Origin of the sequence: Campylobacter concisus, from assembly GCF_002914195.1 — a bacterium.
Classification (GTDB): Bacteria; Campylobacterota; Campylobacteria; order Campylobacterales; family Campylobacteraceae; genus Campylobacter_A; species Campylobacter_A concisus_M.
The window spans coordinates 189,838-212,851 of the sequence record NZ_PPAU01000108.1; the positions used below are offsets into that span (position 1 = coordinate 189,838).

Annotated in this window: 32 protein-coding genes; 9 read left to right on the forward strand and 23 right to left on the reverse strand. The window is 35.7% G+C overall.

Translation table 11 applies throughout. From position 1 onward, the window contains the following. From CYP28_RS06980 to gatC, 3 genes are read right to left on the reverse strand one after another with little or no spacing between them, the layout of a single operon-like run. Positions 1 to 612 (reverse strand): CvpA family protein, encoded by a 612-nt coding sequence (locus CYP28_RS06980; RefSeq protein WP_087586131.1) that lies wholly within the window; start codon positions 610 to 612, stop codon positions 1 to 3. After that, positions 612 to 1,751, reverse strand: coding sequence for a type IV pilus twitching motility protein PilT (locus tag CYP28_RS06985; protein WP_103593640.1), 1,140 nt, complete (start codon positions 1,749 to 1,751; stop codon positions 612 to 614). Before CYP28_RS06985 ends, CYP28_RS06980 begins: the two co-directional genes overlap by 1 nt. Positions 1,752 to 1,761: 10 nt before the next feature. Next, positions 1,762 to 2,049: an Asp-tRNA(Asn)/Glu-tRNA(Gln) amidotransferase subunit GatC gene (gatC, locus tag CYP28_RS06990; protein ID WP_072594515.1), complete on the reverse strand. Its 288-nt coding sequence runs from the start codon at positions 2,047 to 2,049 to the stop codon at positions 1,762 to 1,764. A gap of 127 nt (positions 2,050 to 2,176) precedes the next feature. Between gatC and CYP28_RS06995 the strand changes: the two genes are divergently transcribed. The 6 genes from CYP28_RS06995 (at position 2,177) to CYP28_RS10375 (ending at position 5,673) form a co-directional block, all read left to right on the forward strand. After that, the gene (locus tag CYP28_RS06995) at positions 2,177 to 2,740 is read left to right on the forward strand and encodes a hypothetical protein (RefSeq protein ID WP_087580345.1); all 564 of its coding nucleotides are present in this window, start codon (positions 2,177 to 2,179) and stop codon (positions 2,738 to 2,740) included. Next, entirely contained in the window at positions 2,740 to 3,747 is a 1,008-nt protein-coding gene (locus CYP28_RS07000) for an L-seryl-tRNA selenium transferase (protein ID WP_103593641.1), read from the forward strand. Before CYP28_RS06995 ends, CYP28_RS07000 begins: the two co-directional genes overlap by 1 nt. Then, the gene (locus tag CYP28_RS07005) at positions 3,744 to 4,076 is read left to right on the forward strand and encodes a hypothetical protein (RefSeq protein WP_103593642.1); all 333 of its coding nucleotides are present in this window, start codon (positions 3,744 to 3,746) and stop codon (positions 4,074 to 4,076) included. Before CYP28_RS07000 ends, CYP28_RS07005 begins: the two co-directional genes overlap by 4 nt. Beyond that, on the forward strand, positions 4,063 to 4,692 hold the full coding sequence (locus CYP28_RS07010) for a type III pantothenate kinase (protein WP_084041953.1): 630 nt from the start codon (positions 4,063 to 4,065) through the stop codon (positions 4,690 to 4,692). The genes CYP28_RS07005 and CYP28_RS07010 overlap by 14 nt, the downstream gene beginning before the upstream one ends. Further along, entirely contained in the window at positions 4,689 to 5,297 is a 609-nt protein-coding gene (hisG, locus tag CYP28_RS07015; protein ID WP_087579198.1) for an ATP phosphoribosyltransferase, read from the forward strand. Before CYP28_RS07010 ends, hisG begins: the two co-directional genes overlap by 4 nt. A 166-nt stretch (positions 5,298 to 5,463) precedes the next feature. Further along, positions 5,464 to 5,673 (forward strand): hypothetical protein, encoded by a 210-nt coding sequence (locus tag CYP28_RS10375; protein ID WP_234400090.1) that lies wholly within the window; start codon positions 5,464 to 5,466, stop codon positions 5,671 to 5,673. A gap of 474 nt (positions 5,674 to 6,147) precedes the next feature. On the opposite strand, the gene CYP28_RS07025 is transcribed toward CYP28_RS10375, so the two are convergent. From CYP28_RS07025 to CYP28_RS10495, 9 genes are all read right to left on the reverse strand, one after another. Next, on the reverse strand, positions 6,148 to 6,792 hold the full coding sequence (locus CYP28_RS07025; RefSeq protein ID WP_103593643.1) for an ABC transporter ATP-binding protein: 645 nt from the start codon (positions 6,790 to 6,792) through the stop codon (positions 6,148 to 6,150). Then, complete coding sequence (gene tsf / locus CYP28_RS07030) at positions 6,792 to 7,856, reverse strand: translation elongation factor Ts (protein ID WP_103593644.1); 1,065 nt, start codon at positions 7,854 to 7,856, stop codon at positions 6,792 to 6,794. The genes CYP28_RS07025 and tsf overlap by 1 nt, the downstream gene beginning before the upstream one ends. Then, entirely contained in the window at positions 7,856 to 8,644 is a 789-nt protein-coding gene (gene rpsB, locus CYP28_RS07035) for a 30S ribosomal protein S2 (RefSeq protein ID WP_002941277.1), read from the reverse strand. Before rpsB ends, tsf begins: the two co-directional genes overlap by 1 nt. A 145-nt stretch (positions 8,645 to 8,789) precedes the next feature. Beyond that, positions 8,790 to 9,005 (reverse strand): acetyltransferase, encoded by a 216-nt coding sequence (locus CYP28_RS07040; protein ID WP_103593645.1) that lies wholly within the window; start codon positions 9,003 to 9,005, stop codon positions 8,790 to 8,792. Positions 9,006 to 9,082: 77 nt separating this feature from the next. Next, on the reverse strand, positions 9,083 to 9,862 hold the full coding sequence (locus tag CYP28_RS07045) for a DUF4198 domain-containing protein (RefSeq protein ID WP_103593646.1): 780 nt from the start codon (positions 9,860 to 9,862) through the stop codon (positions 9,083 to 9,085). A 155-nt stretch (positions 9,863 to 10,017) separates the two neighbouring features. Continuing rightward, positions 10,018 to 10,749, reverse strand: coding sequence for a peptidoglycan editing factor PgeF (gene pgeF, locus CYP28_RS07050; protein ID WP_103593647.1), 732 nt, complete (start codon positions 10,747 to 10,749; stop codon positions 10,018 to 10,020). A gap of 9 nt (positions 10,750 to 10,758) precedes the next feature. Beyond that, entirely contained in the window at positions 10,759 to 11,373 is a 615-nt protein-coding gene (ribE, locus tag CYP28_RS07055; RefSeq protein ID WP_103593648.1) for a riboflavin synthase, read from the reverse strand. Between the two features lie 168 nt (positions 11,374 to 11,541). Then, entirely contained in the window at positions 11,542 to 11,994 is a 453-nt protein-coding gene (locus tag CYP28_RS07060; RefSeq protein ID WP_196781177.1) for an alpha/beta fold hydrolase, read from the reverse strand. A 46-nt stretch (positions 11,995 to 12,040) separates the two neighbouring features. Then, positions 12,041 to 12,181 carry a hypothetical protein gene (locus tag CYP28_RS10495; protein ID WP_196781176.1) on the reverse strand — a complete coding sequence of 47 codons (141 nt, stop codon included), beginning with the start codon at positions 12,179 to 12,181 and terminating at the stop codon, positions 12,041 to 12,043. A gap of 59 nt (positions 12,182 to 12,240) precedes the next feature. On the opposite strand from CYP28_RS10495, the gene CYP28_RS10665 reads away from it, so the two are divergent. After that, a complete protein-coding gene (locus tag CYP28_RS10665) occupies positions 12,241 to 12,369 on the forward strand; it encodes a hypothetical protein (RefSeq protein ID WP_258032493.1) in 129 nt (42 codons plus the stop codon). Here the strand turns inward: CYP28_RS10665 and CYP28_RS07065 are convergent, their stop codons facing one another. The 8 genes from CYP28_RS07065 to CYP28_RS07100 all read right to left on the reverse strand — a co-directional run bounded on the left by CYP28_RS07065 (position 12,370) and on the right by CYP28_RS07100 (position 18,372). Next, on the reverse strand, positions 12,370 to 13,221 hold the full coding sequence (locus tag CYP28_RS07065; RefSeq protein WP_103593649.1) for a YwqG family protein: 852 nt from the start codon (positions 13,219 to 13,221) through the stop codon (positions 12,370 to 12,372). A 10-nt stretch (positions 13,222 to 13,231) separates the two neighbouring features. Next, positions 13,232 to 14,086, reverse strand: a complete 855-nt coding sequence (locus CYP28_RS07070) for a CbrC family protein (RefSeq protein ID WP_103593650.1) — start codon at positions 14,084 to 14,086, stop codon at positions 13,232 to 13,234. A gap of 192 nt (positions 14,087 to 14,278) precedes the next feature. Beyond that, the gene (gene accA / locus CYP28_RS07075) at positions 14,279 to 15,214 is read right to left on the reverse strand and encodes an acetyl-CoA carboxylase carboxyl transferase subunit alpha (RefSeq protein ID WP_103593651.1); all 936 of its coding nucleotides are present in this window, start codon (positions 15,212 to 15,214) and stop codon (positions 14,279 to 14,281) included. A 1-nt stretch (position 15,215) separates the two neighbouring features. Beyond that, positions 15,216 to 16,427 (reverse strand): beta-ketoacyl-ACP synthase II, encoded by a 1,212-nt coding sequence (locus CYP28_RS07080; RefSeq protein WP_084041941.1) that lies wholly within the window; start codon positions 16,425 to 16,427, stop codon positions 15,216 to 15,218. Positions 16,428 to 16,461: 34 nt separating this feature from the next. Then, the gene (acpP, locus tag CYP28_RS07085) at positions 16,462 to 16,695 is read right to left on the reverse strand and encodes an acyl carrier protein (RefSeq protein WP_021091725.1); all 234 of its coding nucleotides are present in this window, start codon (positions 16,693 to 16,695) and stop codon (positions 16,462 to 16,464) included. A gap of 87 nt (positions 16,696 to 16,782) precedes the next feature. After that, entirely contained in the window at positions 16,783 to 17,526 is a 744-nt protein-coding gene (gene fabG, locus CYP28_RS07090; protein WP_103593652.1) for a 3-oxoacyl-ACP reductase FabG, read from the reverse strand. A gap of 57 nt (positions 17,527 to 17,583) precedes the next feature. Further along, entirely contained in the window at positions 17,584 to 18,003 is a 420-nt protein-coding gene (locus CYP28_RS07095; RefSeq protein ID WP_103593653.1) for a hypothetical protein, read from the reverse strand. Then, positions 18,004 to 18,372, reverse strand: coding sequence for an L-arabinose ABC transporter (locus tag CYP28_RS07100; protein WP_180997950.1), 369 nt, complete (start codon positions 18,370 to 18,372; stop codon positions 18,004 to 18,006). It abuts the gene before it with no gap. Between the two features lie 84 nt (positions 18,373 to 18,456). Between CYP28_RS07100 and CYP28_RS07105 the strand changes: the two genes are divergently transcribed. Continuing rightward, the gene (locus tag CYP28_RS07105; RefSeq protein WP_103593654.1) at positions 18,457 to 18,978 is read left to right on the forward strand and encodes an ATP/GTP-binding protein; all 522 of its coding nucleotides are present in this window, start codon (positions 18,457 to 18,459) and stop codon (positions 18,976 to 18,978) included. A gap of 18 nt (positions 18,979 to 18,996) precedes the next feature. On the opposite strand, the gene CYP28_RS07110 is transcribed toward CYP28_RS07105, so the two are convergent. Together CYP28_RS07110 and dut are read right to left on the reverse strand one after the other, a co-directional pair. Further along, positions 18,997 to 19,737 (reverse strand): EI24 domain-containing protein, encoded by a 741-nt coding sequence (locus CYP28_RS07110; protein ID WP_103593655.1) that lies wholly within the window; start codon positions 19,735 to 19,737, stop codon positions 18,997 to 18,999. Further along, on the reverse strand, positions 19,734 to 20,429 hold the full coding sequence (gene dut, locus CYP28_RS07115) for a dUTPase (RefSeq protein WP_103593656.1): 696 nt from the start codon (positions 20,427 to 20,429) through the stop codon (positions 19,734 to 19,736). The genes CYP28_RS07110 and dut overlap by 4 nt, the downstream gene beginning before the upstream one ends. Before the next feature lie 129 nt (positions 20,430 to 20,558). Here dut and CYP28_RS07120 point away from each other — a divergent pair, with 129 nt between their 5' ends. Then, complete coding sequence (locus CYP28_RS07120) at positions 20,559 to 20,747, forward strand: hypothetical protein (RefSeq protein ID WP_021091806.1); 189 nt, start codon at positions 20,559 to 20,561, stop codon at positions 20,745 to 20,747. On the opposite strand, the gene CYP28_RS07125 is transcribed toward CYP28_RS07120, so the two are convergent. Beyond that, on the reverse strand, positions 20,744 to 22,948 hold the full coding sequence (locus tag CYP28_RS07125; RefSeq protein WP_242047017.1) for a bifunctional diguanylate cyclase/phosphodiesterase: 2,205 nt from the start codon (positions 22,946 to 22,948) through the stop codon (positions 20,744 to 20,746). The two genes, CYP28_RS07120 and CYP28_RS07125, sit on opposite strands and share 4 nt — an antisense overlap. Positions 22,949 to 23,014: the final 66 nt, after the last annotated feature.

Sequence of the window (23,014 nt, forward strand, 5' to 3'; positions counted from 1 at the left end):
TTATTCCCCTTTTGTGATATTAGAGTCGGTATTTACACTAGCATTTGTATCCATTGAGATAAATGCATCAGTTTTATTTGTATCCATTGGTCTTGCCACTATCTCATCTAACTCACTTTTGATATTTTTTACATCAAGATTTGTTATCCATTTGCCAGTTTCTATCAAAACCGGATAAACTTTACTGTTCGCAAAATAAGGAGCAATTATATTATTTAGCGAAGTGCCAGATATTACAGCAACTACTGCCGAAAATGTTAAGAAAATTTTTCCACTTCCCATAACAAATCCACCAAGTCTATCCAAAAAACCAAGTCCGCTTACTGAAACTATTTTTGATAAAAATTTACCAACTAGCAAGCAAACTATCCAAAAAACTAGCCAAAGAGAGATAAATGCGACAAACTGTAAAAATGAAGGATTTTCAAATTTATATATATTTTTAGTTATAAACTCACCAGATAGATCCGAAAACCTGCTGGCTATAATTAAGCCTCCGATAAGTCCGATAAGTCCGAAAGCTTCTTTGATAAGTCCATTTAATATGCCTTTTATGCCAAGCATCAAGACAAGAGCAATAATAATAATATCAAACCATGTTACTAAATCCATTATATAGTTCCTATTAAATTTTGAAGTTCTTGCTGACTAGTTGAATAAGCTAGCGCATTTTCTTTTGTAATCTTACCCTCTTTTAGTACTTTCATCAAAGCCTGAGTTTGCGTACTCATGCCAGTTTGTTGTTGATTTAGCTGCATCTGAGAGTAAATTTGATGTATTTTATTTTCACGTATCAAGTTTGAGATAGCCATATTGTTTATTAAAATTTCATGCACCGCGCACCTTCCACCGCCTATCTTTGGGATCAGGCTTTGTGAAACGACAGCAGTCAGCGAAACGCTAAGCATATTTCTTACTTGTAATTGCTCACTTCCATCGAAACTATCAACTATCCTATTTATAGTTTGAATGGCTGAATTTGTGTGAAGCGTACCAAAGACTAAGTGTCCAGTCTCAGCCGCCGTAATAGCCGTTGAAATCGTTTCTCTATCTCTCATCTCACCCACAAGTATGATATCTGGATCTTCACGAACCGCAGATTTTAGAGCCCTTGAGTAAGAAGTTGCGTCGGTGCCGATATTTCTATGAGAAAATAGAGCTTTTTTATTGTTATGCACAAACTCGACTGGATCCTCAATTGTAATAATATGCTTTCTATAATTTAAATTTATCTCATTAAGCATGGCTGCAAGAGTTGTTGATTTACCACTTCCTGTCGGTCCAGTAACCAAAATAAGACCTTTTTCACGCTTAATAATATGCTTAAAAATTTGTGGAGTATTTAGCTCATCAAGAGATGGGATATTGATTGGGATTATACGAAAAGCAGCAGCTAAATCGCCATTCATGGTATAGTAATAGTTGCCACGAAAGCGGCCAATATCTGGAAGCTCGATCGCAAAGTCAAGCTCTTTATTATTCTCAAGTTCACTTTTTTGTTCATCAGTAATCAAAGAAAAACATAAATTCTCTATATCCTTGCCACTTAATACGCCAAAATCAATAGGTTTTAAAGCACCATCTACTCTTATTTGCGGCTCGGATCTTGAAACAAGGTGAAGATCGCTTGCCTTATCACTCACAACAGTTTTTAAAAGTGTTTTTATATCGCCAGCAAGATTATTAAGGCTATTATCTTCTGGTATTTTTACACTTAAATTCTTTGCCTGAAGCTGTTCGATTAGATCCATATTTTTACCATTATTCTATTATTTTTGGTACAGCAAAAAAATGCCCTTCACGTGAAGGAGCGTATTTCAAGATCGTATCAATCACATCACTTGGCCTTGGCTCATCTTCTCTTAAAGGTGTGCCACCTTTTATAGAGCTAACTACAGCTTCATCGCTGCTTAGATCAAGTTCGTTTAAAATATCAACAAAAGATACAATCTCGCTTAGTTGTTTTTTTACTTCTTCTCTTTTTTCATCACTGATTTGTAAGGCAGAAAGTTTTTCTAATTTATTTAAAAGAGTATCATCTATTTGCATTATATAAGTAACCTTATTAATTAATTTTGAGCCATTATATCACATTCAAGCTTTAATTTTGGGATAGTTTTAATTTAATTATGTTAAAATCTGCGAATTAAAATTTTTTAAAAATAAAGGAAAAGCGTTGGCTATAAAAGAAGATCTAACACAGATAAAACAAGAGATTGGTGCTCAAGAACAGTTTTTAGAAAGCATGATCAAAGGTGAGCGTTTCTTTAGAAAGTATAAAAAATTTATGATAATTGCCATTATCGTTGCCGTCATTGCAATTATTGGATTTTATTCGAACAAAATAATAAATGATAATAGAATTGAAGATGCCAATTTGGCTTACTCAAAGCTCATTTTAAATCCAAACGATGCAAATGCCTTAAGCATTTTAAAAGAAAAAGAACCAAATTTATATGCACTTTTTTCACTTCAGCAAAAGCTTGATAAAAATGAGACAAATGGCATTAGTGAACTTGCAAATTTAAAAGTAAATCCTATAGTAAAAGATATCATTCTTTCACAAAATGGTAATGCAAACACTCAAATTTTAAGCGAATATAGCACACTTTTAAAAGGTTTTGAGCTTTTAAAACAAAACAAAATCAAAGAAGCAAATGATGAGTTTAATAAAATTTCACTCGACTCTCAACTTCAAACTTTAGTTAAAAATTTAAAACACTATCAGGGAATAAAATAATGAAAAAAATTACTCTTTTCTTGGCTTTTGCCTTGGCTTTAGTTTTAAGCGGATGTGGCACAAAAAGACAATATTTCGAGCCAGCTCAAACCTCTGGCAAAATTTCTTTGTCAAAAGATATGCCATCTTATATCAAATCAGCAAATGCAAATGGTGCCACTCTTGATAACGGCAATATTATCACCAAAAATGGCCTAAATACAAACATTAAGTTGCCTGAAAATTTTAATTTCTTAAATGAAAACAACGGCTTTATCATCTCAGCTAGTATAAATGGCGATCTAAATGTGACAGATCCTAGCGGACACAGCGTTTATAGCAATAAATTTCCAACAGCAATCGTTGCTGCTTCTCTTGACCAAAACCTATTAGCAGCTATCAGCGCGGCAAACCACATCTATCTAATAGACATAAATACCGCAACAACAATAATGGAATATAGCTCGTCTAATATAGCAGCAGTTGATTCAAGGGTCGTAGCACCATTTTTTATGAGCTCACTGATTGTATATCCGGCGTTAGATGGCAAAATTTATATAGTACAAAAAGAGACTGGTAGAATTTTACGTGACGTGGTCGTAAGCTCTGAAAATTTCTTTAATAACATCATATTCTTAGGCGTTGAGGGTAATAATCTAATTGCAGCAACAGCGAAAAAACTTATCGTCATCAACCCAAACCAAACAGTTTATTATGACGGAGAGATCAAAGATGTACTGGTTGATAACGATGAAATTTATATCTTTAAAAAAGATGGTACGATCGTAAGAACAAATCTTATGCTAAAAGAGCAAAATAAAGTAAATTTCAAATTTGCCATCTTCTCAGCAGCTACTATTATCAATAATAAGCTTTACATAATCGAAAAAACAGGCTACGTTATAAAGACAAATTTAGACCTCAGTGGAGCTGAAATTTATGAGTTTAGTGATGAGATAAAAGATAAAAGTTTTATGGGCAATGGTGCCTTTTATTATGATAATGAGCTTGTTAATTTAGGGCAATGAACCAAAAAATTTGGGAGCTTTTTGAAGCCAAAAAAATCCTTTTAAAAGATATCAAAGAACTTAACACAAGTGAATTTAGCACAAAAAAGACGCTTGATATCTTTTGGGGAGTGGACAATAAGAGCTTTTACAATCTTGTCTTTTTAAGAACAGCAAAAAGTAGATTGCTACGCAAAGAGGCTTTGGAGCTTGAAGAAATTTCTAAAAAAATAGAGATGAAATTCCAAACAAATCTAAGAAAAAAAACTATATTTTACAGCTCTGGCATTTGTTCTAAAGCCTTAAAAGAACTACAAAACAATAATTGGCGATGTTATGATTTTGTGTAATATAGGCAATACTAACGCTACATTTTTAGAAGATGGCAAAATCTCACGTATGAAAATTTCTGAGTTTAAAAGCTATAAACCAGAGAAAAAAGTATATTTTATATCCGTAAATGATGAAATTTTAAATATTTTAAAAGACAATAAGATGTTTGTGGATCTAGAACCATTTTTTACTATTGATACGATATATCAAGGTCTAGGCGTAGATAGAATCGCTGCATGCTACTCTATAAATAATGGCGTAATTGTCGATGCTGGAAGTGCCATAACAGTTGACATTATGGCAAATTCTATTCACCTTGGAGGATATATCTTGCCAGGCATTTCAAGTATGCTAAATGCCTACAAAAGCATCTCGCCGCGACTTGATATAACTATAAATTCACAAATTGACATAGATGCCCTACCACAAAAAACAGCCGATGCTGTGAGTTATGGCATTATTAAACCGATAATAACTCTACTAGATAAACTAGCCGGTGACAAAAAAGTATATTTTACTGGTGGAGATGGCGACTTTTTGTCAAAATTTTTTAAAAATGCTATTTGCGACAAGATGCTAGTTTTTCGTGCCATGCAAAAGCTAATAACTGAAAAGAAAGATATGATAATATGATAACAGTAGCGCTACCAAAGGGAAGAATAGCCGAAGCAACGCTGGAAATTTTTAGAAAAATTTTTGGTTCAAGTTTTTTATTTGAAGATAGAAAATTAATCCTTGAAGAAGGAAATTTTAGATTTTTAATGGTTCGCAACCAAGATATCCCAACTTACGTCACTGAAGGTGCGGCTGATATTGGTGTAGTGGGGCTCGACGTACTTGAAGAGCACAAGCCAAATGTTGTAAGGTTGCTAGATTTGAAAATCGGACAGTGCAAAGTTTGCATCGGTATAAAAAATGACTCTGAATTAGATCTAAACCAGCCTGAGCTAAAAATAGCTACAAAAATGCCAAATATAACAAGGAATTATTTTACAAATCAAGCCGTAGCTGTAAAGATTATCAAGCTTTATGGCTCAATAGAACTTGCACCATTAGTTGGGCTAAGCGATGCAATAGTTGATGTAGTCGAGACTGGCTCAACTATGAAACAAAATGGACTAAAGATCGCTGGTGATATCATGCAAAGCTCAGCTTATCTAATAGCAAATAAAAATAGTTTTATCATTAAAAAAGATGAGATTTTAGAGCTTTATAAAAAAATAAAAGAAGAAATTTAAAGTCCTTCTTTCTTATCATAAAGTACAAAATTTCTCTAATTATAAAGTCCGACTATTCGCTTATAAATTCTTTTGGAATAACGTAGTAGTAGCTATTGGCGCATCTTAGTACTTAGCAACACAAATTTAATCACGAGAGATTATTATTTAATCGAATTTTAGTCTATTGTTAATTTATCTTAATAGAATTAGTACTGACATACCAAAGAGCGATCTAAATATTACAAAGATAGTAGTTTCTGACGAGCTAAGAGCTAAGCATAAGCTAAAGCCTCATTACGAATATCTAAGCTTTGATTGCATTGATTGCCATCAAAATCAAGGCGATAATCCTAGCAAATTGACGATGGCTGCACTAGCTGCCATACAAATATGATAGGTAGCAATAAAATATCAGCACAAGCTCAAAAGATGCACGCCCACTATAAAAACTTCTTGGCAGTGGTAAAGAGCTAAAATGTGTAAGCTACCACTATGATGCAGGATATAGCGCTGGCTTTAGAATTTACCTTGAATATTGGAAGCCAACATATAAAAATTATGAGAAGAAGATGCTAGAGTAAAAAATCAATGTTAAGAAAAAATTCTTCAAAGATGAATATAAACCTACAAAAGAGGAAGAGGAATTTTTAAAACAAAAAATCGATAAAGACGCTCAAAAACCAGCTGGCGGTATGGCTGGATAAGTATAAACTTTCTATTATTAGGCAAGCAATTTAAGCTTGCCTGATTCTGCTTCTTGTGTAAAGCTTTTTAATATAAATTTATATTAAAAAAATATAGACAAATCTAACTGACTAAATTTATAAACATGCTAAAAGATAAAATAGTAAATTTTGATCTTTAAAATTTAAAAAATCTGTATAAGTTCTTTGTTTTCAAGCTTGTATGAGTTGTCGCATTTAGCTGCTAGATCGTTGTCATGAGTAACTAGCACAAGGGCAGCGTTATTTTCATTTATATAGTCAAATAAAACCTGCATAACTTCATTTGCTGTTTGCTTGTCAAGGTTACCCGTTGGCTCATCTGCAAAGATGATCTTTGGCTTCTTGGTAAGTACTCTAGCAATGCTCACACGCTGCTGCTGACCGCCACTTAGCTCGCCAACTTTTTGATTTATCACATTTGAAATTTTAAGCGCTTCAAGCTCATTTTTTTCTATCTTTTCACCAGATAAAATACTAGCAAGCTCGATATTTTCATAAGCACTAAATCCTTTAAAAAGATAATGCGACTGAAAAATGATGCCAAAATGAAGCCTTCTAATGGCCAAAAGCTCGTTTTGAGAAAGCTCATAGATCGATCTATCTTGATAGATGGCCTCGCCAAAATTTGGTTTCAAAAGCGTTGAAAGTATATGTAAAAGCGTTGATTTTCCACAACCGCTAACGCCGGTTATCGCGATGCTTTGTTTTTGATTGAGAGTTAAATTTATATTATTAAAGAGCGTATAATCATACGCAAAGCCTAGATTAGACGCTCTTAAAATTTCCATTAGCCTATTTGAGCAGCAACTTCTGCAGCAAAGTCATCTACTTTCTTTTCTAAGCCTTCGCCAAGCTCGAAACGAACGTATTTTACGATCTCGATCTTGCCACCAAGCTCTTTACTCTTCTCTTCGATAACTTGTTCGATAGTCTTTTTATCGTCCATTACATAAAACTGACCTAAAAGTGTAAGGCGTTGGTCAAGCACTGTGTTGTCAGCGTAAAATCTCTCGATCTTACCAGGGATGATCTTGTCCCAAATTTTCTCAGGTTTGCCCTCAGCTTTTAGCTCTTCCTCGATCGCTTTTGTAGCTTTTGCAAGCTCTGCCTCGCCTATTTGGCAGCGACTAGCATACTCAGGAATGTGATGAAGTGGCTTGCCTAGGCGTTTTAGCTCTTCATTGTCTTTTTCAAGTTCAGCGCGAAGTGCTATAAATTCTTTCTCAACAAACTCTTTATCAAGGTCTTTGTAGCTTATAACGCTTGGCTTCATAGCGGCTGCATGCATACATAAATTTCTTATAAAATCAGCTGCTTTGTTTGCAACTTCAGCGCTTTCGCAAGCTGCACCGATAAGTACACCAACACGACCATTTGAGTGAACATAGCCATTTACCACGCCCTTATCATCAGCGCTAATAGTCTCAAAGCGGCGCACTACAAGATTTTCTCCGATGGTTGCAATCTGAGTTTTGAAGTAATCTTCAAATTTAACACCATTTAAAGTGCTCGCATTTAGCTCTTCAACTGTTTTTATGCCGCTTGATTGGATGTGAGCTGTTGCATCTTTTGCAAGCGCTTGAAACTGTGGGTTTCTAGCAACGAAGTCAGTCTCAGAGTTGATCTCACTGATAGTTGCTTTTTTGCATTTTGAGCAAACTTCAACGCTTACTAAGCCCTCGCTTGCAAGGCGATCAGCCTTTTTAGCAGCTTGGCCTAGGCCCTTTTCACGAAGGATATCAACGGCTTTTTCCATGTCGCCATTTGCTTCGCTAAGTGCCTTTTTGCAGTCCATCATACCAGCTCCGGTTGATTCGCGGAGCTCTTTTACCATTTGTGCAGTTATTTCCATTATTCTTCGTCCTCGCCAAAGTCTTCTTCGCTCATAGCCTCAGCTACAACCGCGTCTTTCTCGTCTTGGCTTACTTCTTCACCAGCAGCTTGCTCGCCACCATCTTGTTCAAGAAGTGATTTACCTTCATTGATCGCTTCAGCCATCTCTTGGCAGAAAAGCTGAACAGAGCGGATCGCGTCGTCGTTTCCTGGAATTGGATAATCAACAACGTCAGGATCGCAGTTTGTATCAATCGGTGCTACAACTGGAATTTTTAAACGATTTGCTTCTTGAACAGCGATCTTTTCTTTAACTGTATCAACGACAAATATCATATCAGGTAGGCTTTTCATATTGCGGATACCGCCAAGAGTTGCGATAAGTTTCTCTTTTTTGCGGCGAAGCATCAAAGCCTCTTTTTTAGTTAGTAAATTTATCGAACCATCTTCTTCCATAGTCTCGATAACTTCTAGTTTGCGGATAGACTGGCGGATAGTACCGAAGTTTGTCATCATACCACCTAACCAGCGGTGATTTACATAAGGCATTCCACATTTTTCAGCGTACTCTTTGATAGCATCGATAGCTTGTTTTTTAGTGCCTACAAATAGCACTGACTTACCTTCAGCAGCTGCATCACGAACGATGTTGTAAGTGTAGCGGAAGTAGCGGATAGTCTTTTGAAGATCTATGATATAGATACCTTTTCTCTCGCCAAAGATAAATTTTTTCATCTTTGGGTTCCAGCGGCGTGTTTGGTGACCAAAATGTACGCCACACTCTAATAAATCTCTCATAGTTACCATGAGTTTCTCCTTGTTTTAGGCATTTTGCCTTGAATTTAGTTTTATCCTCCACGACCATTAATGCTTTCGCACAACCAAATTTAGGATTGTCGTGTGTGAAATAAAGGGGGATTATACTTAAAATAACATGAATTTAAACTAAAGTTTATTTACTTAATTGTGAGTCTTCTTCGATTTTTATTAATTTAGCAAAAATTTCTGCCATTGCTTTCCTTTGTTCGGATGAAATTTCAAGCTTCTTAACATTTAAAAGAATGCTTATAAACTCCTCGTTTTGTAGCGTTTCTACGCCAAATTTTCTTGCGTTTGTAGTGATTTTTAGCACAAGAGGATTTTTTGATTTAAAGTTTTCGTAAGGCATTCTTTCTCTACTTTCAAAATTACAAAGCGATTATAAAAAATTTATAATAAATTCGGACTCAAATTTATATCAAACTTTTATTCTTTTATCTCAAAACTAAGTGTCGTTTTTAACGTCTCTTTATCACACTTCGCAGCATCTGGATAAGGTCTTTCATAAATCACCTCAAATACCCAAAATCCTGGTCTTAGAGCTAACACTTCAGTGATGCCTTGCTCATCAGTCATACCGTAAAATGCGCGCTTATGGTCTAAAAATCCAGCAAAAGTACCAGTTAGTTTGGCTCGCTCTAGCGGCTTTCCATCAGCAAAAACCTGCAATTTAAAAGGCTTATCTACTCTAAATTCCGCAGGATTTTGTAGTGGCACGATCTCGATTTTAACTCCAACAGGTTTAGTTACGAAGCCATCTATTTCACCTAAATTTAAGACTCTTTTAGATGTTATCGTCATCAGCCGGCAAATCTGTATATCACTTAGATCCTTTAGATCAAGCTTTGTTTTGTCTATTAGCCACTTGCCATCACTACGTTTTTTGAGCGAATACATAGGATTTTGCTGTGCTAGTAAGATATATGTGCCTTTGTCTAATCTTTCGCCCTCGTAGCGGTAGTTCTCACCACTTTGTATAAGCTTCTTTTTGCTACCATCTTTACTTATTACAGTAATTGGCGCAAAAAGATGGATGCGTTCGGCCATAATAGGCTCTAGCTTTGGAAAATCATCGCTATAACCCATATTTGCGATAAATTTTCCTAGCTTTTCATCATTAGCTCCATCTACCCAAAACATGTGTGCTTGCACCATATAAAAGGCTCCTGTTAACATAATGGCAGTCAAAATTTTACCTATTTTCATGATTTTCCTTGTTGTTATTTTTGAGATTTGATGTCAAATTGTAGCTAAAAATTATTATATTTAGCCATTTTTTAGATCAAATTAAATATCAAAACGTTCAATACAATTTAGCTGGCAAATTTTAACAGGCAAGCAATGAAGCTAAAGATTTACTTTTATCTTTTACTATTTACCGATGTGGCTCTATTCATCACAAATCCGCAAAAACGCCCGGTCCTACTCTGTTTGCGGTATGAGAATAATTCATCCATCTCAAAAGTGCAACGAGGATCTAGCGATATTTGCTCTACCCCGAGCTTAGCAAATTCGTCTAATAAAGCTGCGTTTATATCAAATTTTCCATCATTTTTATATCGGTTAAATTCACCAAGATCTAGCTTGCCTACTTCGTAGTTTTGCACTTTGATATTTGCGCCTATAAATACGCGTAAATTACTAGCGCGACAACCAAACTCACTCGTCATTAGCCCTACTGCATTTGTGCAAATTTTACTAGTAACACCTGCGCGTCCCGCATGCACAGCTGCAACTACGCCAAGATGTTCATCTATTATCAAAACAGGTGCACAGTCTGCGACTAAGACGCAAAGTGCTACGCCTTTTAATGATGTTATCACACCATCGCATGGAGGTAGATCATCGTTAAAATCTTGCAAAATTTCCACTCTATTTGAGTGGATTTGGCTCATAAATTTTAAATTAATAGGCATAATGCCAAGCGCTGTTGCTAAAATTTTACGATTTTGTGCGATCTTTAGTGGATCATCGCCAACATGATCTGCTAAATTTAAGCTCTCAAAAGTGCCCTCACTCACACCGCCAAATCTATTTGTAAAGCCAGCTAATACGCCATTTTTATCAAAAACGATCTCTAAATTTTCACGCATTTTATCCACCTAGTAAAGGCTAGAAATTCGCTCAACATCATCCCAGCTAAGGCCACTATCCTGCTTACAAAAAAGCTGCCTAGCTACGTAGCGAGCCAAAAGATCGCTTTCGATATTTACGCGCCTACCGACCTTGAAAGTGCTAAAAAGACTATCTCTAAAAGTGATTGGTATGATTGTGAGTCTTATACCCTTTGGCAAAATTTCATTTATGGTTAGGCTCACGCCCTCAACGCCCACTGAGCCCTTGTTTGCCATAAGAGCCATCGCCTCTTGCGGCAGGTCGATATAAAAATCAACCCCATTCTCATTCTTTTTGATATTTGAAATTTTAGCGATAAAATCGATATGTCCTTGCATCAAATGTCCATCTACTCGGTCTCCTAGCTTCATCGCTGGCTCGATATGCACTCTTTCTTTTAAATTTTCAACCGCGATATTTGCCCTACTCTCTGCGCTTAGCTCCACACTAAAGCCATCTTCATGTAGTTTTATTACGCTCAGGCAAGCGCCATTTACTGCGATGCTATCGCCTAAATTTGGACGAAAATTTGCCTTTAGCCTTAAAATATTTTGTGAATAACTAACAACCTGTGCTATCTCACGGATCAAGCCATTAAACATATTTTGCCTTTAAATTTTTTAAGGATTTTACTAAATTTTGCCTAAATTTGGGCATTTATGAACTTAATTATTTTAAAAAAGAAAAGATAAATTTAAAGCTCTGATGGATAAAAGTGCTAGCAAAATTTAGCCTCAAGCCACTCATTTAACGTGGCTCGTTTTATAAATTTAAATCAAATTTGCAATCTCAATGAGCCAATTTGCTAGCTCTTTTGGCTTTGCAATCATCGAAAGATGTCCGCTATCAAGCTCTTTTATCTTTGCATTTATCTGCTTTGCAAAACGCTGCTGCACCTCATACGCCAAGGCGTGGTCGTTTTTAGTTAAAAGATAAAAAGATGGCTTTTCATGCCAAGCAGCCGTGCCTATCTTATCGCTAAATGCAGCTGCATTCATAGGCGTTTGAAGCGCTGCTAAAACGCGGCTTTGCTTTGCCGGCAGGTCATTTGCCATCACATCCGCAAGCGCCTCAGCTGGCAAAAATATCTGGCCATTTACATCTGGACTAAGACCTTTCATCGGCGCATTTTGCCGCTCAAGCGCCTCAGCAGCGCACTCGATATTATCGGGCAGGGTGGCTAAGAGATAGACAAGTGTAGCGACCTTCTCGTGAGTGCCCAACTAGCAGACTCTTACCCTGAGCCCTCTAAAGTATGCGCTTAAGCCTCTAAGCGTCTGCTACAAGTGAAGTTGGCGGGTTTTGCACGACAACGGCGTTAATACCAGCTTTTTGCAAGTGGCTGATCACCTCAGCGTAGCAAGAACCATCGGCAAATGCGCCATGAACTAAAATGATATTTTTAATCATCTTTTTTTAAATTTTTGATTTTGACTTTTTGAGACAATGTGTGAGCAAAAGTAGGCAAAATGGCACTTGCTGCAAGCAAAGCAGTCGTAGCAAGAAAGTGCCTGCGCGATGAAATTTTAGGCATAAATCCCTTTAAAGTGATTGCCAATGATACAAAAAATACAAGCGATCTTAATAAATTTTTGTAATTAACTTGTTTGCAAAACTAGCCACGTCTTGCTAAAATCGCGTGCCAAAAGATCATCCCTTTTTATCCACAGATAAATTCTGCCCTCTCCGTCCCAGTCCATGTCGCCCTCATCATCACTATCTATCTGTAAAAGCAGTTGCCACTGGGCAACATTTTTCTCAAATTCCGCTATTCTTGGGTGGTGATAAGCGCTACCATCACCACAGCTAAGCCCATTTGTAACTAGCTCACACTCTAGCTCCATACCATCTTGGACATTATCAGAGTGTCCAAGAAGCTTATTTGCTTTAGCCTGCCAGCTTGGCTCAATAACCTCATGATAAGCCTCCCACTCAGCTTCACTAATTTTACTAAATGGCACAATTGAGCTTTGTAAATTTGGCAAATTTATCTCATTTTCAAAGCTAAGCAAGCGCACGTTAAATGTAGAATTTTCTCCCTCTAAACTCTCCACTCTCCTGCGAGAAAGTGACCCATGACTTACATCAGAAAAGATCACTGCAAAGCCGTTTTTATCGGCAGGATCATAGCCCCAAACACGCAAATTTCTATCATAAAAGAGATAGAGCATTCCGCTTTTTGGCAGTAGTGAGTCAATGTCAAATTTGCTAGCTTCAGCAAAATTTATCTGTGCCACAAAACTCAAAGCGCCGTTTTCATTTGACGGCCATGCTAAACTATCTGGCAGATCTGGCGAGCCACCAAATTTAGACGCTCCAACGGCGATATCATCGTCATTTTTAGCTTGCGTATCTATCCTTATGGCATTTCTTGCTAGTGGCGATAAAAGCTTAAAAAGTTCATCCAACCTACGTTCTTTACAACCTTTAGAAATTTTTGCAATATCCATATTTTCCTCTTTAACAAGCATCAACGTATATATGATACTTCTTACAATGCAAACAACGAAACAAATATCCGGCAATATCGCCAGCTTTAACAAGATGTTCGCGTAGCATTTTATCGTCATATTCAGCTCTTTTTGCATAGTTCTCAAAGACCTCGTCTACTATGCCCATTTCTTCGAGCTCTTTTGTTCCAACATCACCTAAAAATTCGCAATAATCATCACAACAAGCTATCCAATGCTCACCCTGCCAGCTCTCGTAGCCCGGGGTTCTTCTAAAGAGTTCGTCATCCTTTTTAGCATCACTTGTATTTAGTTTGTCAGCATCTTGCACAAATGTAGCGTCAAATTTCTTAGCAGCCTTACCACTAGAAATACAAGTAGGACAAAGATGTAAAATATCTTGCTCGCAATAAATGCTACCGCTATAATAAACTTCAGTATCTTTGCCACAACACTCACACAAGATACTAATATCATCTTTAAATGCGCCAGTTTTTAAAGGGTTAGGATGGTAGATAAATTTTGGTAGTGTGGAGGCTTTATCTTCTTGAGCCAAAATTTGACCTCTACTTTTTGGGCGAGGCAGCGCCCATTTATCATTTTCGTCAATGAATTGCACTAGATAGCCAAGTGCCTTTAGCTGCCTTTTATCACTTTTGTCATGTATTTTTAAAAGTAAGTCGTAAGCACTCTTTCTCATAGATAAAAGCTGATAAACATCGACTAAAACATACTTTGCGCAAATGTCATTACAATTTTTCAACTCTTCTTTAAACTGATAGAGTGCCTCAATACTAGAAGCATTGCCATTATTTTTATAATATTCTTTTGAAAGAGTGATATATTTTTCTTGAAATTTATTCATTAATACTCTTTATGTAGATTTGACATTAACAATTTTAGTGTTTAAATCTTAAAGATATAAAAGCTAGTGTAAAAATTATGGCTGTTAAAGCGATTAAATTTATATTGATTTTTAAATTGTTTTAGTATTTTGGTAGATGATGCCACAAACAAATTTGATAAGTATTCTTATAAAATTGTTGTGACTATAAATTTATTCTTCAAATGCTCCGATAGAGAGGATTTTTTCTATTCTTTTTGCTACAAGGTCGTTTATATCAAGCTTTTCAAGCTTAGCTAGCTCTGAGACAAAATAATTTGCAAGTGCTTTTGCAGCACCATCTTTATCTCTATGAGCTCCATTTATCGGCTCGTCTATAACAGCATCAATCAATGATAGGCTTTTTAAATCATCAGCTGTTATTTTCATAGATTTTGTAGCTTGTTCTTGTTTAGCTGGATCATTCCAAAGTATTGCTGCACAGCCTTCTGGTGATATAACTGAAAATACAGAATTTTTCATCATAGCAAGTCTATCAGCCACACCAATAGCTAAAGCGCCACCACTTCCACCTTCGCCGATAACAACAGCAATTATTGGAGTTTTTAAATTTGCAAACTCAAATAAATTTCTAGCTATAGCTTCGCTTTGTCCTCGCTCTTCAGCTCCAACGCCTGGATATGCGCCTGGAGTGTCTATGAGAAATAAAATAGGTAGATTAAATTTCTCAGCCATTTTTGCAACTCTAAGAGCCTTGCGATAACCCTCAGGATGAGGCATACCAAAATTTCTTCTTAACTTATTTTTAGTGCCACGGCCCTTTTGCTCACCTATAACAATAGTCTTTTTGCCTCCGATATAGCCGATGTAGCAAACTATTGCTGGATCATCTCTAAATGCCCTATCTCCATGAATCTCATATCCATCAATCAAAAATGCATTGATATAATCAATAGAATATGGTCTATCTGGATGACGAGCAAGTTGCAAACGTTGATATTCGTTTAAATTTTTATATACTTTTGATATCTCTTTGGATAAATTCTTGTTTAAAATTTCAACAGCATGTTCATCGCCTCTGATCTTAGCATTTGCTATATCTTCATCAATTTGCTTTATGCTTTTTTCAAAATCTAAATAATTTGACATCTTAATCCAACTTTTTAAATATTACGACGCCGTTTGTTCCACCAAAGCCAAATGAGTTGCTCATAACAGCTTTTATATCAGCTTTTCTAGCTTTATTTGGAACGTAGTCTAGATCGCACTCTGGATCAGGAGTTTCGTAGTTTATTGTTGGAGGGATAATACCGTCTCTCATTGCCATTATAGATATAACAGCCTCAATTGCACCAGCACCACCTAGACAGTGTCCAGTTTGACCTTTTGTTGAGCTAACTGGTGGACATTTATCACCAAAAACTGCTTTTAGTGCCGCAGTCTCATTCTTATCATTTACAGGCGTTGAAGTACCATGTGCATTGACATAATCTATCTTTACACCTTTTGCCATATCAAGCGCTTGTTTCATCGCACTTAATGGGCCTTCAAGTGTTGGTGATGTAATATGGTGTGCATCTCCGCTCTCACCAAATCCAACCACTTCAGCATAAATTTTGGCACCTCTTGCAATAGCTGACTCATACTCTTCGAGTACAAGTGCACCAGCTCCTTCACCCATTACAAAACCATCACGATTTGCGTCAAATGGCCTTGAAGCTTTGCTTGGCTCATCATTTCTTGTTGATAGCGCTTTCATCGCTGCAAAACCACCTATGCCAACGCCACAGATAGTCGACTCAGCACCGATAACTAGCATATTTGTAGCTTGACCAATCATAATGCATTTTGCAGCTTGCGATATCGCATGAGTGCTTGCTGCACATGCTGTTACACTAGACAAATTTGGACCCTTAAGTCCGTGATTTATAGAAACTATGCCACCCAGCATATTTACAAGTGCCGATGGAATAAAAAATGGCGAAATTCTCTTTACACCTTTTTCAAAGTATGTAATTGAGTTTTTCTCAATATTTGGCAAGCCGCCTATACCAGCTGCTGAACTAACGCCGAATTTATGAGCATCAAACTCTTTAAAATTTGCATCAGCCATAGCTTCATTAGATGCTTTTATGCCAAGCTGTATGAAACGATCTACTTTTTTCACCTCTTTGCCGTCTAAAATGCTATTTGGATCAAAATCAGTTATCTCGGCAGCAATTTTAACAGGAAAGTCACTTACATCAAAGCTCGTGATCTCTTTCACACCTGTTTTACCCTCGCAAATAGCCTTAAAAGAACTCTCTTTGTCAAGGCCAAGTGCGTTTATCATGCCTATACCAGTTACAACGACTCGTTTCAATACATCTCCTTAAATCAAACTGTGTAAATTTTAATTATTTACCTAGTTTTTCTATATAATTAACAACGTCTTGAATGCTTATTAATTTCTCTGCTTCGCTATCAGGAATTTCTACTTCAAATTTCTCTTCTAAAGCCATAACTAGCTCTACAACGTCAAGTGAATCAGCGCCTAAATCCTCAATGATTTTAGACTCTAATTTTACTGCTTGTGGATCTACACTTAGTTGCTCTACAACTACGTCTCTTACGTCTTCAAATACTGCCATTTTAAGGTCTCCTTATAAAAAATGTCTGTTATCTTATAATATTTACGCTTTTATTTATTTTAAATTTCAAAACTTGTTGAAATTTCATTACATATAAAGTCCGCCATTTATTTTTAGCGTCTCGCCAGTTACGTAGCTTGCGTGATCACTTAGTAAAAACGCTACTGCCTCAGCCACCTCGCTAGCACTGCCAAAGCGTTTTAACGGGATATTATCGCTATAAGTTTTTTTCACCTCATCGCTTAGTCCATGCGTCATATCAGTTTCGATAAAGCCTGGGGTTACGCTATTAAAGCGAATATTTCTACTTGCGCCCTCTTTTGCAAAGCTTTTGCTCATGGCGATTAGTCCGCCCTTGCTGGCTGAATAGTTTACCTGTCCTGCATTTCCCATCTCACCAACGATAGATGCGACATTTACGACCGCTCCAAAGCGCTTTTTACTCATCGTTTTTAAAGCCTCTCTGCATCCTATGAAAGCTGAAGTTAAATTTGCATTTATTATATCTGTAAATTCGCTAGTTTTCATGCGAAGTGCTAGCTTGTCGTTTGTGATGCCAGCATTATTTACAAGGTAGCTTAGCTCGCCGTCGCTATCAACTATCAAATTTATACCTTTTATAAACTCATCTTCGTCTGTTGCGTCAAATTTTATCACTGCAGCCTTGCCGCCATTTTGCTCTATCTCAGCCTGCAAAGCGTCTGCTATCTCAGGCTTTGAGCGGTAATTTATCCACACTTTTAAGCCCATATTTGCAAGCGTTTTTGCGATCTGTGCACCGATGCCTCTACTTGCACCTGTTATTAGCACGTTTTTCCCGCTAAATTTCATACTTTCTCCTTATTTTTTCTAATTTTTCAATGATTGTATCTTATATAAGCTTAACGTCTAAATTTTATCGTTTCTTTCCCACCTTATCTTTTTGCCAAAACCAAGAACATTACTTGTAAATTTTAGTTTTTCAAGATTTATGCACCAAATTTTTGGATCCATTGCTTTTGCATAAAAAAATCTTTTGAAATAAATTTCTTTTTCATTTTCTTTAGCTTCTTTCATCTGCCCCTGAAACTGCACGCCCTCTATCTTGCCAACGATCTTTGTATCAAGAGCGACCGTACCAGCAACAAGCTTTGAGTTTTTTAAAAATTTGATATGCGAGCTCTCGTGCGAGCTAGCCAGCAAAAGGCTAAAATTTAGCTCATCAAATGCGTAAAATGCGCTAAAAGCATAAGGCTGCCCCTCATCATCAATGACGCAAACGCTAGCAAGGTGCATCTTTTTTAAAAATTTAACTATTCTCTCATCCATCTAAATTCCTCTAAAAATATCAAGAATAGCTTGAAATTTAAAGACAACAAGTAGCAATATAACAATCCAGACCAAAAAGATGATGAGCTCAACTAAGTTAAACTTATCCTTTGTCACTTTTTTAAAAACAAGCATCGTTAAAAATGCTCCTAAAAAGCCACCAATGAGCGAGAAATAGTGGATCGCATTTACTTTTACAAAGCCTGGCAAAAGCCCTTTAAAAAATAGTGAAAACATCAAAACAGCAAGCAAATTTGCGAGTACAAAGTAGTAGCAAACGACTGGCAAAATAGGCCAAAGCCTAGCAAAAACGAAGCTTAAAACAGTGATAAGCATAAGCAAAAAGATCCTAGTCCCAAAACAACACATCGCCCGTCCTTTTTTGACGCATTTTACAAAATTTTGCTTTATGAAATTAAAAATTTGCCGATGTAGCCTCAAAAGGATTTAAAAATGCAAACAAATTTTTACTCTCAAGGAAGCTACAACAACATGAGCTTTTCGATGAAAACTAGCTCAGGCGATGAGATAAGCTTTTCGATGTATGACAACAAAAGTTTGGAGTTTTCAAGCCAGAAAAATGGCACTTCAAGCCAAAGAAGTCTTACTCTCACTCACGAATACGGCTATGAGTTTTTATATAAAGGCAACGGCATAGACGAGCAAGATATGAAAGAGATCGAAGAGGCGATGAAGCAAATTCGCCCACAAGTTGATGAGTTTATGAAAAATGTCAAAGAGGGCGACAAGATCGCTGGTAGTAGCCAAAGCATAAGTGATCTTTCAAACAAGATCAAGCAGATGTTGCCTGACGCAAAAGATCTAAATCACAAAAATTTCATAAATGACAATATGCTAAAGATGTTTGACGAGCTTCTAGCTAAAAATGATGCAAATAAAAATCTACTAAGTGCCACAAAAAGGCTATTTGACACATTGCTTGATGAGAGCAACAAAGTATCTTACTATGCGTAAATTTAGGGCCTTTTGGCTCTAAATTTTTATAAGTGCTTCTTTCTCGAAAAAGAGGTGTGACAAGACTATCACGAAATAAAGCTGAAAAAATAGTCCCACAAGCGGCACAAGCGAGATGAGATAAAATAAAAGTGTAAAAACTATAAATTTAACCCCGCCACCTTCAAGCAGTGCTAGCTCAAATTTATCGCTATCAAGAGTGTTTGAGCCAACGTCTATCAGTAAAAGTTTGTAATAGATATAAAAAAACGGCACATTTATGATGAAAAAATTTAATACTGGTACAAATAAAAGTGGCAGGCAAACGAGCAAGATCCCAAGAAATTTTATGATCTCAACCATCATCACCTTTAGCACTCTAGCCGTGCTAACCTCACTTTTGATCACGTAGTTGTAGTGTCTTTTGTTTATCTCTTTAGTAACAACTGGAGTTAAAAAGCTAGCTACAATTAGGGCAATCACGATGCTAACAATGATCGTTAAAAAGGTGCTCAAAATATAAAAAAGTATGCTAACTATCCATTTTGTGGCGCTAAAGCTTAAAATTTTAATAGCGATACAAGAGAGCGCCGAGTTTGGCTCTAAAAAGGTAAAATTTTCGTTTTTAGCACTATCACTTAAAAGGTCAAATATCTCACCGCCGCTCCAGATCATAAGCCACGTGAGACTAAAAATGCTAAGGCAAAGTGGCAATATGGATAGCGCTATAAATTTGGCTGTAAAAAAATCTTTAAAGCCAAGGCGAAGAAGGTTTATCATTTCACCTTTTTATATTCATGCTCAAGTGCTGCGTAAATTTCATCGATCTTGCTAACGCCATTTGACAAAATTTCACTCATCACTTCATTATCTTCGCGTCCGTTCCAATTTTTCTTATAGCTACCTTCTTTGTAGCCATTATTTTGACGGAAGCGATTTAGCACGTTTTTAGCGATATAGCACTCATAAAGTGAGTATAAATTTACGCCGCATTTTAAAGACATAGAGAAGTAAATTTTTAAAATATCAAATATATCGTAGTCAAACCCGCTGCACTCATGTATGAGCATTTCAACGTCATTCATTATCTCATAAATGCTCTCGTCTTCGATCTTTAGTGGCTCTTTGCAAAACTCACTAAAACCGCTTGATTGGCAAATATCATCGGCCAAAGTTTCTATATCTCCAAGCTGTTTTGATTTATAAATTTGTAAAGCTAGGCTCATAATAAAGTGCCAAATATCAACAACTTCTATGCGCAAATTTTGCTCATCAGTCTTAGCATCAATGCTCTTCCAGTGCTTCCATGCAAAGCTATCGATTAGCTCAGCGCACTCCATATATATGCAGCGCCTCCAGCTGATTAATTTATTTTTATTAGTATAACCATTTTCCCAGCCAAGCCCATTTGTCTCATCATTTAGGCTTTGCTGCATCTTTAACATCTCTAAAATAATCGTTCTTTCATTCATTTTAGGCCTTTAAAAATTTTAAAGGATTATAACAAAAAATTATTAAATGCCACGAGACAAGCTTGACTTAAATCATTTTATGTATAAAATTTAGGAGCTAAAATAGGCAAAAATTTCAAAGGAGAAAAAATGAGAGAAAAAGATCTAGTGGTTTGCAATGTTTGCGGACTAAAAAGCAGTGATGATACAAATGCAGTTTTTATCCACGCTCATAAAAATGGTGAAGAAGTTGATATCTGCACCAGTTGTGTTCCAAGCGTAATCCATGGCTCAGGCATGGTCGTAAAATCAAACGAAGAGATAAAGGCTGAAATTTAAACTTTAGCTATCATTTGAGGATCTTGTCTTACAAGGTCTTCAAATTCTTCTGCACTCATAGGACGAGATAAGAAAAGTCCTTGCACTTCATTACAATTAAGCTCTTTTAAGAAATGAATATCTTCTTCTTTTTCTATGCCTTTTGCGCCAACTTTTATCTTCATTGCCTTTGCTAAATCAATAATTGCAGATACGATTTGTGCATCTATTTTGCTATTTGATGCTTGAGCAACAAATTCACTTGCTATTTTTATACGCTTAACACCGTATTTTCTAATATAAATAAATGAAGTATATCCAGAGCCAAAATTATCTATACAAACATCTATATTATTTTCTTTAAGAATAGAAAAAATTTTATCAAGCGTTTTAGAATTATTTGTCCATATTTCTTCGCCAAATTCTATTTCAAAAAGCTCTGGATTTATATGGTGAGAGCGTAAGCTAGAAACAAAATCTAAAACAAATTTTTCTGATTTACTTTGAATCTGCGCAACATTTATGCTTATTTTTGGTATCAAGAGTTTTTCTTTTTGCCATATATCTATATACTCTATAGTCTTTGAAACTAAAAGCGAGCAAATATCGTTTAAGATATCACTATTTACATTGACCTCTTTCATAAATTTACTTGCTTCCATTAAGCCAAATTTTTCTGATTTCCAATATAAAAAAACCTCTGCGTAGATCATTTTTTCGATTTTTAGATCAAATATTGGTTGAAAATATACATGAAGGTCTTCTTGTAAATTAGCTTTTTTAAGTGCGATCTCGATGCTTGAGCTTAGGTGCATTTCATTGCTAATTTTATCGCTATAAACCATAGGATTTAAAGCTGGATTTTTTTTGGCATAATACATTGCCATATCTGCGTTTTTTATAATATTTCTTGGATTTGTCGTGCTATTTTTTGTTGCTACATCTATGCCTATTATGCACTTAAGCCCAAAGTGATATCTATCTATTTGAATTGGCTTTTCAATAGCATCTTTTAAGGCAATACCAAGATTTAAGCGTTTTGTATGACTATTTATCTCCATTTTTGCTAATACAATAAATTCGTCCGCACTAATCCTTGCTATGGCTTCTTGCCTATTGCAAACTTCAAGTATCCTCTTTGCAACTAGTTTTAAAATTCTATCGCCTATTTCATGCCCATAAGATGTATTTATGCTTTTAAAACAGCTTAAATTTATATAATAAACTGCGATTTCCTCATCTTCAGAGATGCTTTTGCACATTCTTTCAAGCTCATTTACTATAAAATTTCTATTGCCAAGGTCTGTTAGATAGTCTTTCTCGGACATATCTTGAAGTCTTAAATTTGCGAGCATAAGTTCATTGGTTCGCTCATGCATCGACTTTTCCATCTCTCTATGAAGATTTCTCTCATAATCTAATATTTTTCTACTTGCGATAGAGCTTTTAACGTAGTAATTAACAATAGCATTTACAACTAAAACAAAAAGTGAGATGAGTGCACTAAAAGATGTTAGATCTTCTTGTAACAGCAAAGGTAAAACTATTATTATTGGTAGCCATTTTGATCCTATTGAGATATCTTTATCGGTATTTGTAACATATTCGTTTTGGGCTTTTAAATGAAAAGCTCCTATCATCAAGAAGAAGAAAGGAACGATATATAAAAAATCTATTTTATGGCCAAAATTTACATTTGAAATCTGGCTATAAAAAATAAATAAATTTAGCATCGTAAATAAAATACTAGCTGATATAAGGTAAAAGCCGCTAATTTTTATATGAAGCAAACTGCTTGTAAAAATCTCACTTAAAGTAATAAAAAGTATAAGAAAATTTATGGCTACAATAGAGAGAAAAACGATATTTGATCTATTATTTATCATCGATAAGATATCTACTTCATCAAAAATACCATATATTAAAATTACTATTAAAAAAAAGACACTTATGCTATCCATAATGATGGCTAGCTTTTCTTGGCTGGCTGAAAATTTTGAATACAAAAATATACTAACGCCAGCTAAAATAGATATCATCGGCAACATAAAAAACACATCAAGATATACATAAGAACTATGAGCCCGCAATAGTATATCTTGATTTAGCACCATTAATGCATCGCAAATAGACCATAAAAAAACACCAAAACATATTGCAAGCCAATGCGTTATTTTGGTTTTTACTTTATCCATTGAAGTATAAATGCCAAAAGTTATCATAAAGAAGCTAAGCAAAATAGATATTTTTCCAATTAGATTATAGTCTAGTAAAGATGCTAATAGTGC

Coding starts and splice junctions, on each gene's coding strand:
- pgeF (WP_103593647.1), bottom strand. CDS start 10,749: ATGCGTGAAAATTTAGAGATCGTTTTTGATAAAAATGGCGTATTAGCT.
- CYP28_RS07070 (WP_103593650.1), bottom strand. CDS start 14,086: ATGAATAAATTTCAAGAAAAATATATCACTCTTTCAAAAGAATATTAT.
- CYP28_RS07105 (WP_103593654.1), top strand. CDS start 18,457: ATGCAAACAAATTTTTACTCTCAAGGAAGCTACAACAACATGAGCTTT.
- CYP28_RS07010 (WP_084041953.1), top strand. CDS start 4,063: ATGATTTTGTGTAATATAGGCAATACTAACGCTACATTTTTAGAAGAT.
- CYP28_RS07000 (WP_103593641.1), top strand. CDS start 2,740: ATGAAAAAAATTACTCTTTTCTTGGCTTTTGCCTTGGCTTTAGTTTTA.
- gatC (WP_072594515.1), bottom strand. CDS start 2,049: ATGCAAATAGATGATACTCTTTTAAATAAATTAGAAAAACTTTCTGCC.
- CYP28_RS06980 (WP_087586131.1), bottom strand. CDS start 612: ATGGATTTAGTAACATGGTTTGATATTATTATTATTGCTCTTGTCTTG.
- CYP28_RS07125 (WP_242047017.1), bottom strand. CDS start 22,948: ATGATAACTTTTGGCATTTATACTTCAATGGATAAAGTAAAAACCAAA.
- CYP28_RS06985 (WP_103593640.1), bottom strand. CDS start 1,751: ATGGATCTAATCGAACAGCTTCAGGCAAAGAATTTAAGTGTAAAAATA.
- CYP28_RS07040 (WP_103593645.1), bottom strand. CDS start 9,005: ATGCCTTACGAAAACTTTAAATCAAAAAATCCTCTTGTGCTAAAAATC.
- fabG (WP_103593652.1), bottom strand. CDS start 17,526: ATGAAATTTAGCGGGAAAAACGTGCTAATAACAGGTGCAAGTAGAGGC.
- CYP28_RS10665 (WP_258032493.1), top strand. CDS start 12,241: ATGGCACTTGCTGCAAGCAAAGCAGTCGTAGCAAGAAAGTGCCTGCGC.
- accA (WP_103593651.1), bottom strand. CDS start 15,214: ATGTCAAATTATTTAGATTTTGAAAAAAGCATAAAGCAAATTGATGAA.
- CYP28_RS10495 (WP_196781176.1), bottom strand. CDS start 12,181: ATGATTAAAAATATCATTTTAGTTCATGGCGCATTTGCCGATGGTTCT.
- tsf (WP_103593644.1), bottom strand. CDS start 7,856: ATGGAAATAACTGCACAAATGGTAAAAGAGCTCCGCGAATCAACCGGA.
- ribE (WP_103593648.1), bottom strand. CDS start 11,373: ATGTTTAATGGCTTGATCCGTGAGATAGCACAGGTTGTTAGTTATTCA.
- CYP28_RS07065 (WP_103593649.1), bottom strand. CDS start 13,221: ATGGATATTGCAAAAATTTCTAAAGGTTGTAAAGAACGTAGGTTGGAT.
- CYP28_RS07025 (WP_103593643.1), bottom strand. CDS start 6,792: ATGGAAATTTTAAGAGCGTCTAATCTAGGCTTTGCGTATGATTATACG.
- CYP28_RS07045 (WP_103593646.1), bottom strand. CDS start 9,862: ATGAAAATAGGTAAAATTTTGACTGCCATTATGTTAACAGGAGCCTTT.
- CYP28_RS07100 (WP_180997950.1), bottom strand. CDS start 18,372: ATGTGTTGTTTTGGGACTAGGATCTTTTTGCTTATGCTTATCACTGTT.
- acpP (WP_021091725.1), bottom strand. CDS start 16,695: ATGGCAGTATTTGAAGACGTAAGAGACGTAGTTGTAGAGCAACTAAGT.
- CYP28_RS07095 (WP_103593653.1), bottom strand. CDS start 18,003: ATGGATGAGAGAATAGTTAAATTTTTAAAAAAGATGCACCTTGCTAGC.
- CYP28_RS07005 (WP_103593642.1), top strand. CDS start 3,744: ATGAACCAAAAAATTTGGGAGCTTTTTGAAGCCAAAAAAATCCTTTTA.
- CYP28_RS07120 (WP_021091806.1), top strand. CDS start 20,559: ATGAGAGAAAAAGATCTAGTGGTTTGCAATGTTTGCGGACTAAAAAGC.
- hisG (WP_087579198.1), top strand. CDS start 4,689: ATGATAACAGTAGCGCTACCAAAGGGAAGAATAGCCGAAGCAACGCTG.
- dut (WP_103593656.1), bottom strand. CDS start 20,429: ATGAATGAAAGAACGATTATTTTAGAGATGTTAAAGATGCAGCAAAGC.
- CYP28_RS07110 (WP_103593655.1), bottom strand. CDS start 19,737: ATGATAAACCTTCTTCGCCTTGGCTTTAAAGATTTTTTTACAGCCAAA.
- rpsB (WP_002941277.1), bottom strand. CDS start 8,644: ATGGTAACTATGAGAGATTTATTAGAGTGTGGCGTACATTTTGGTCAC.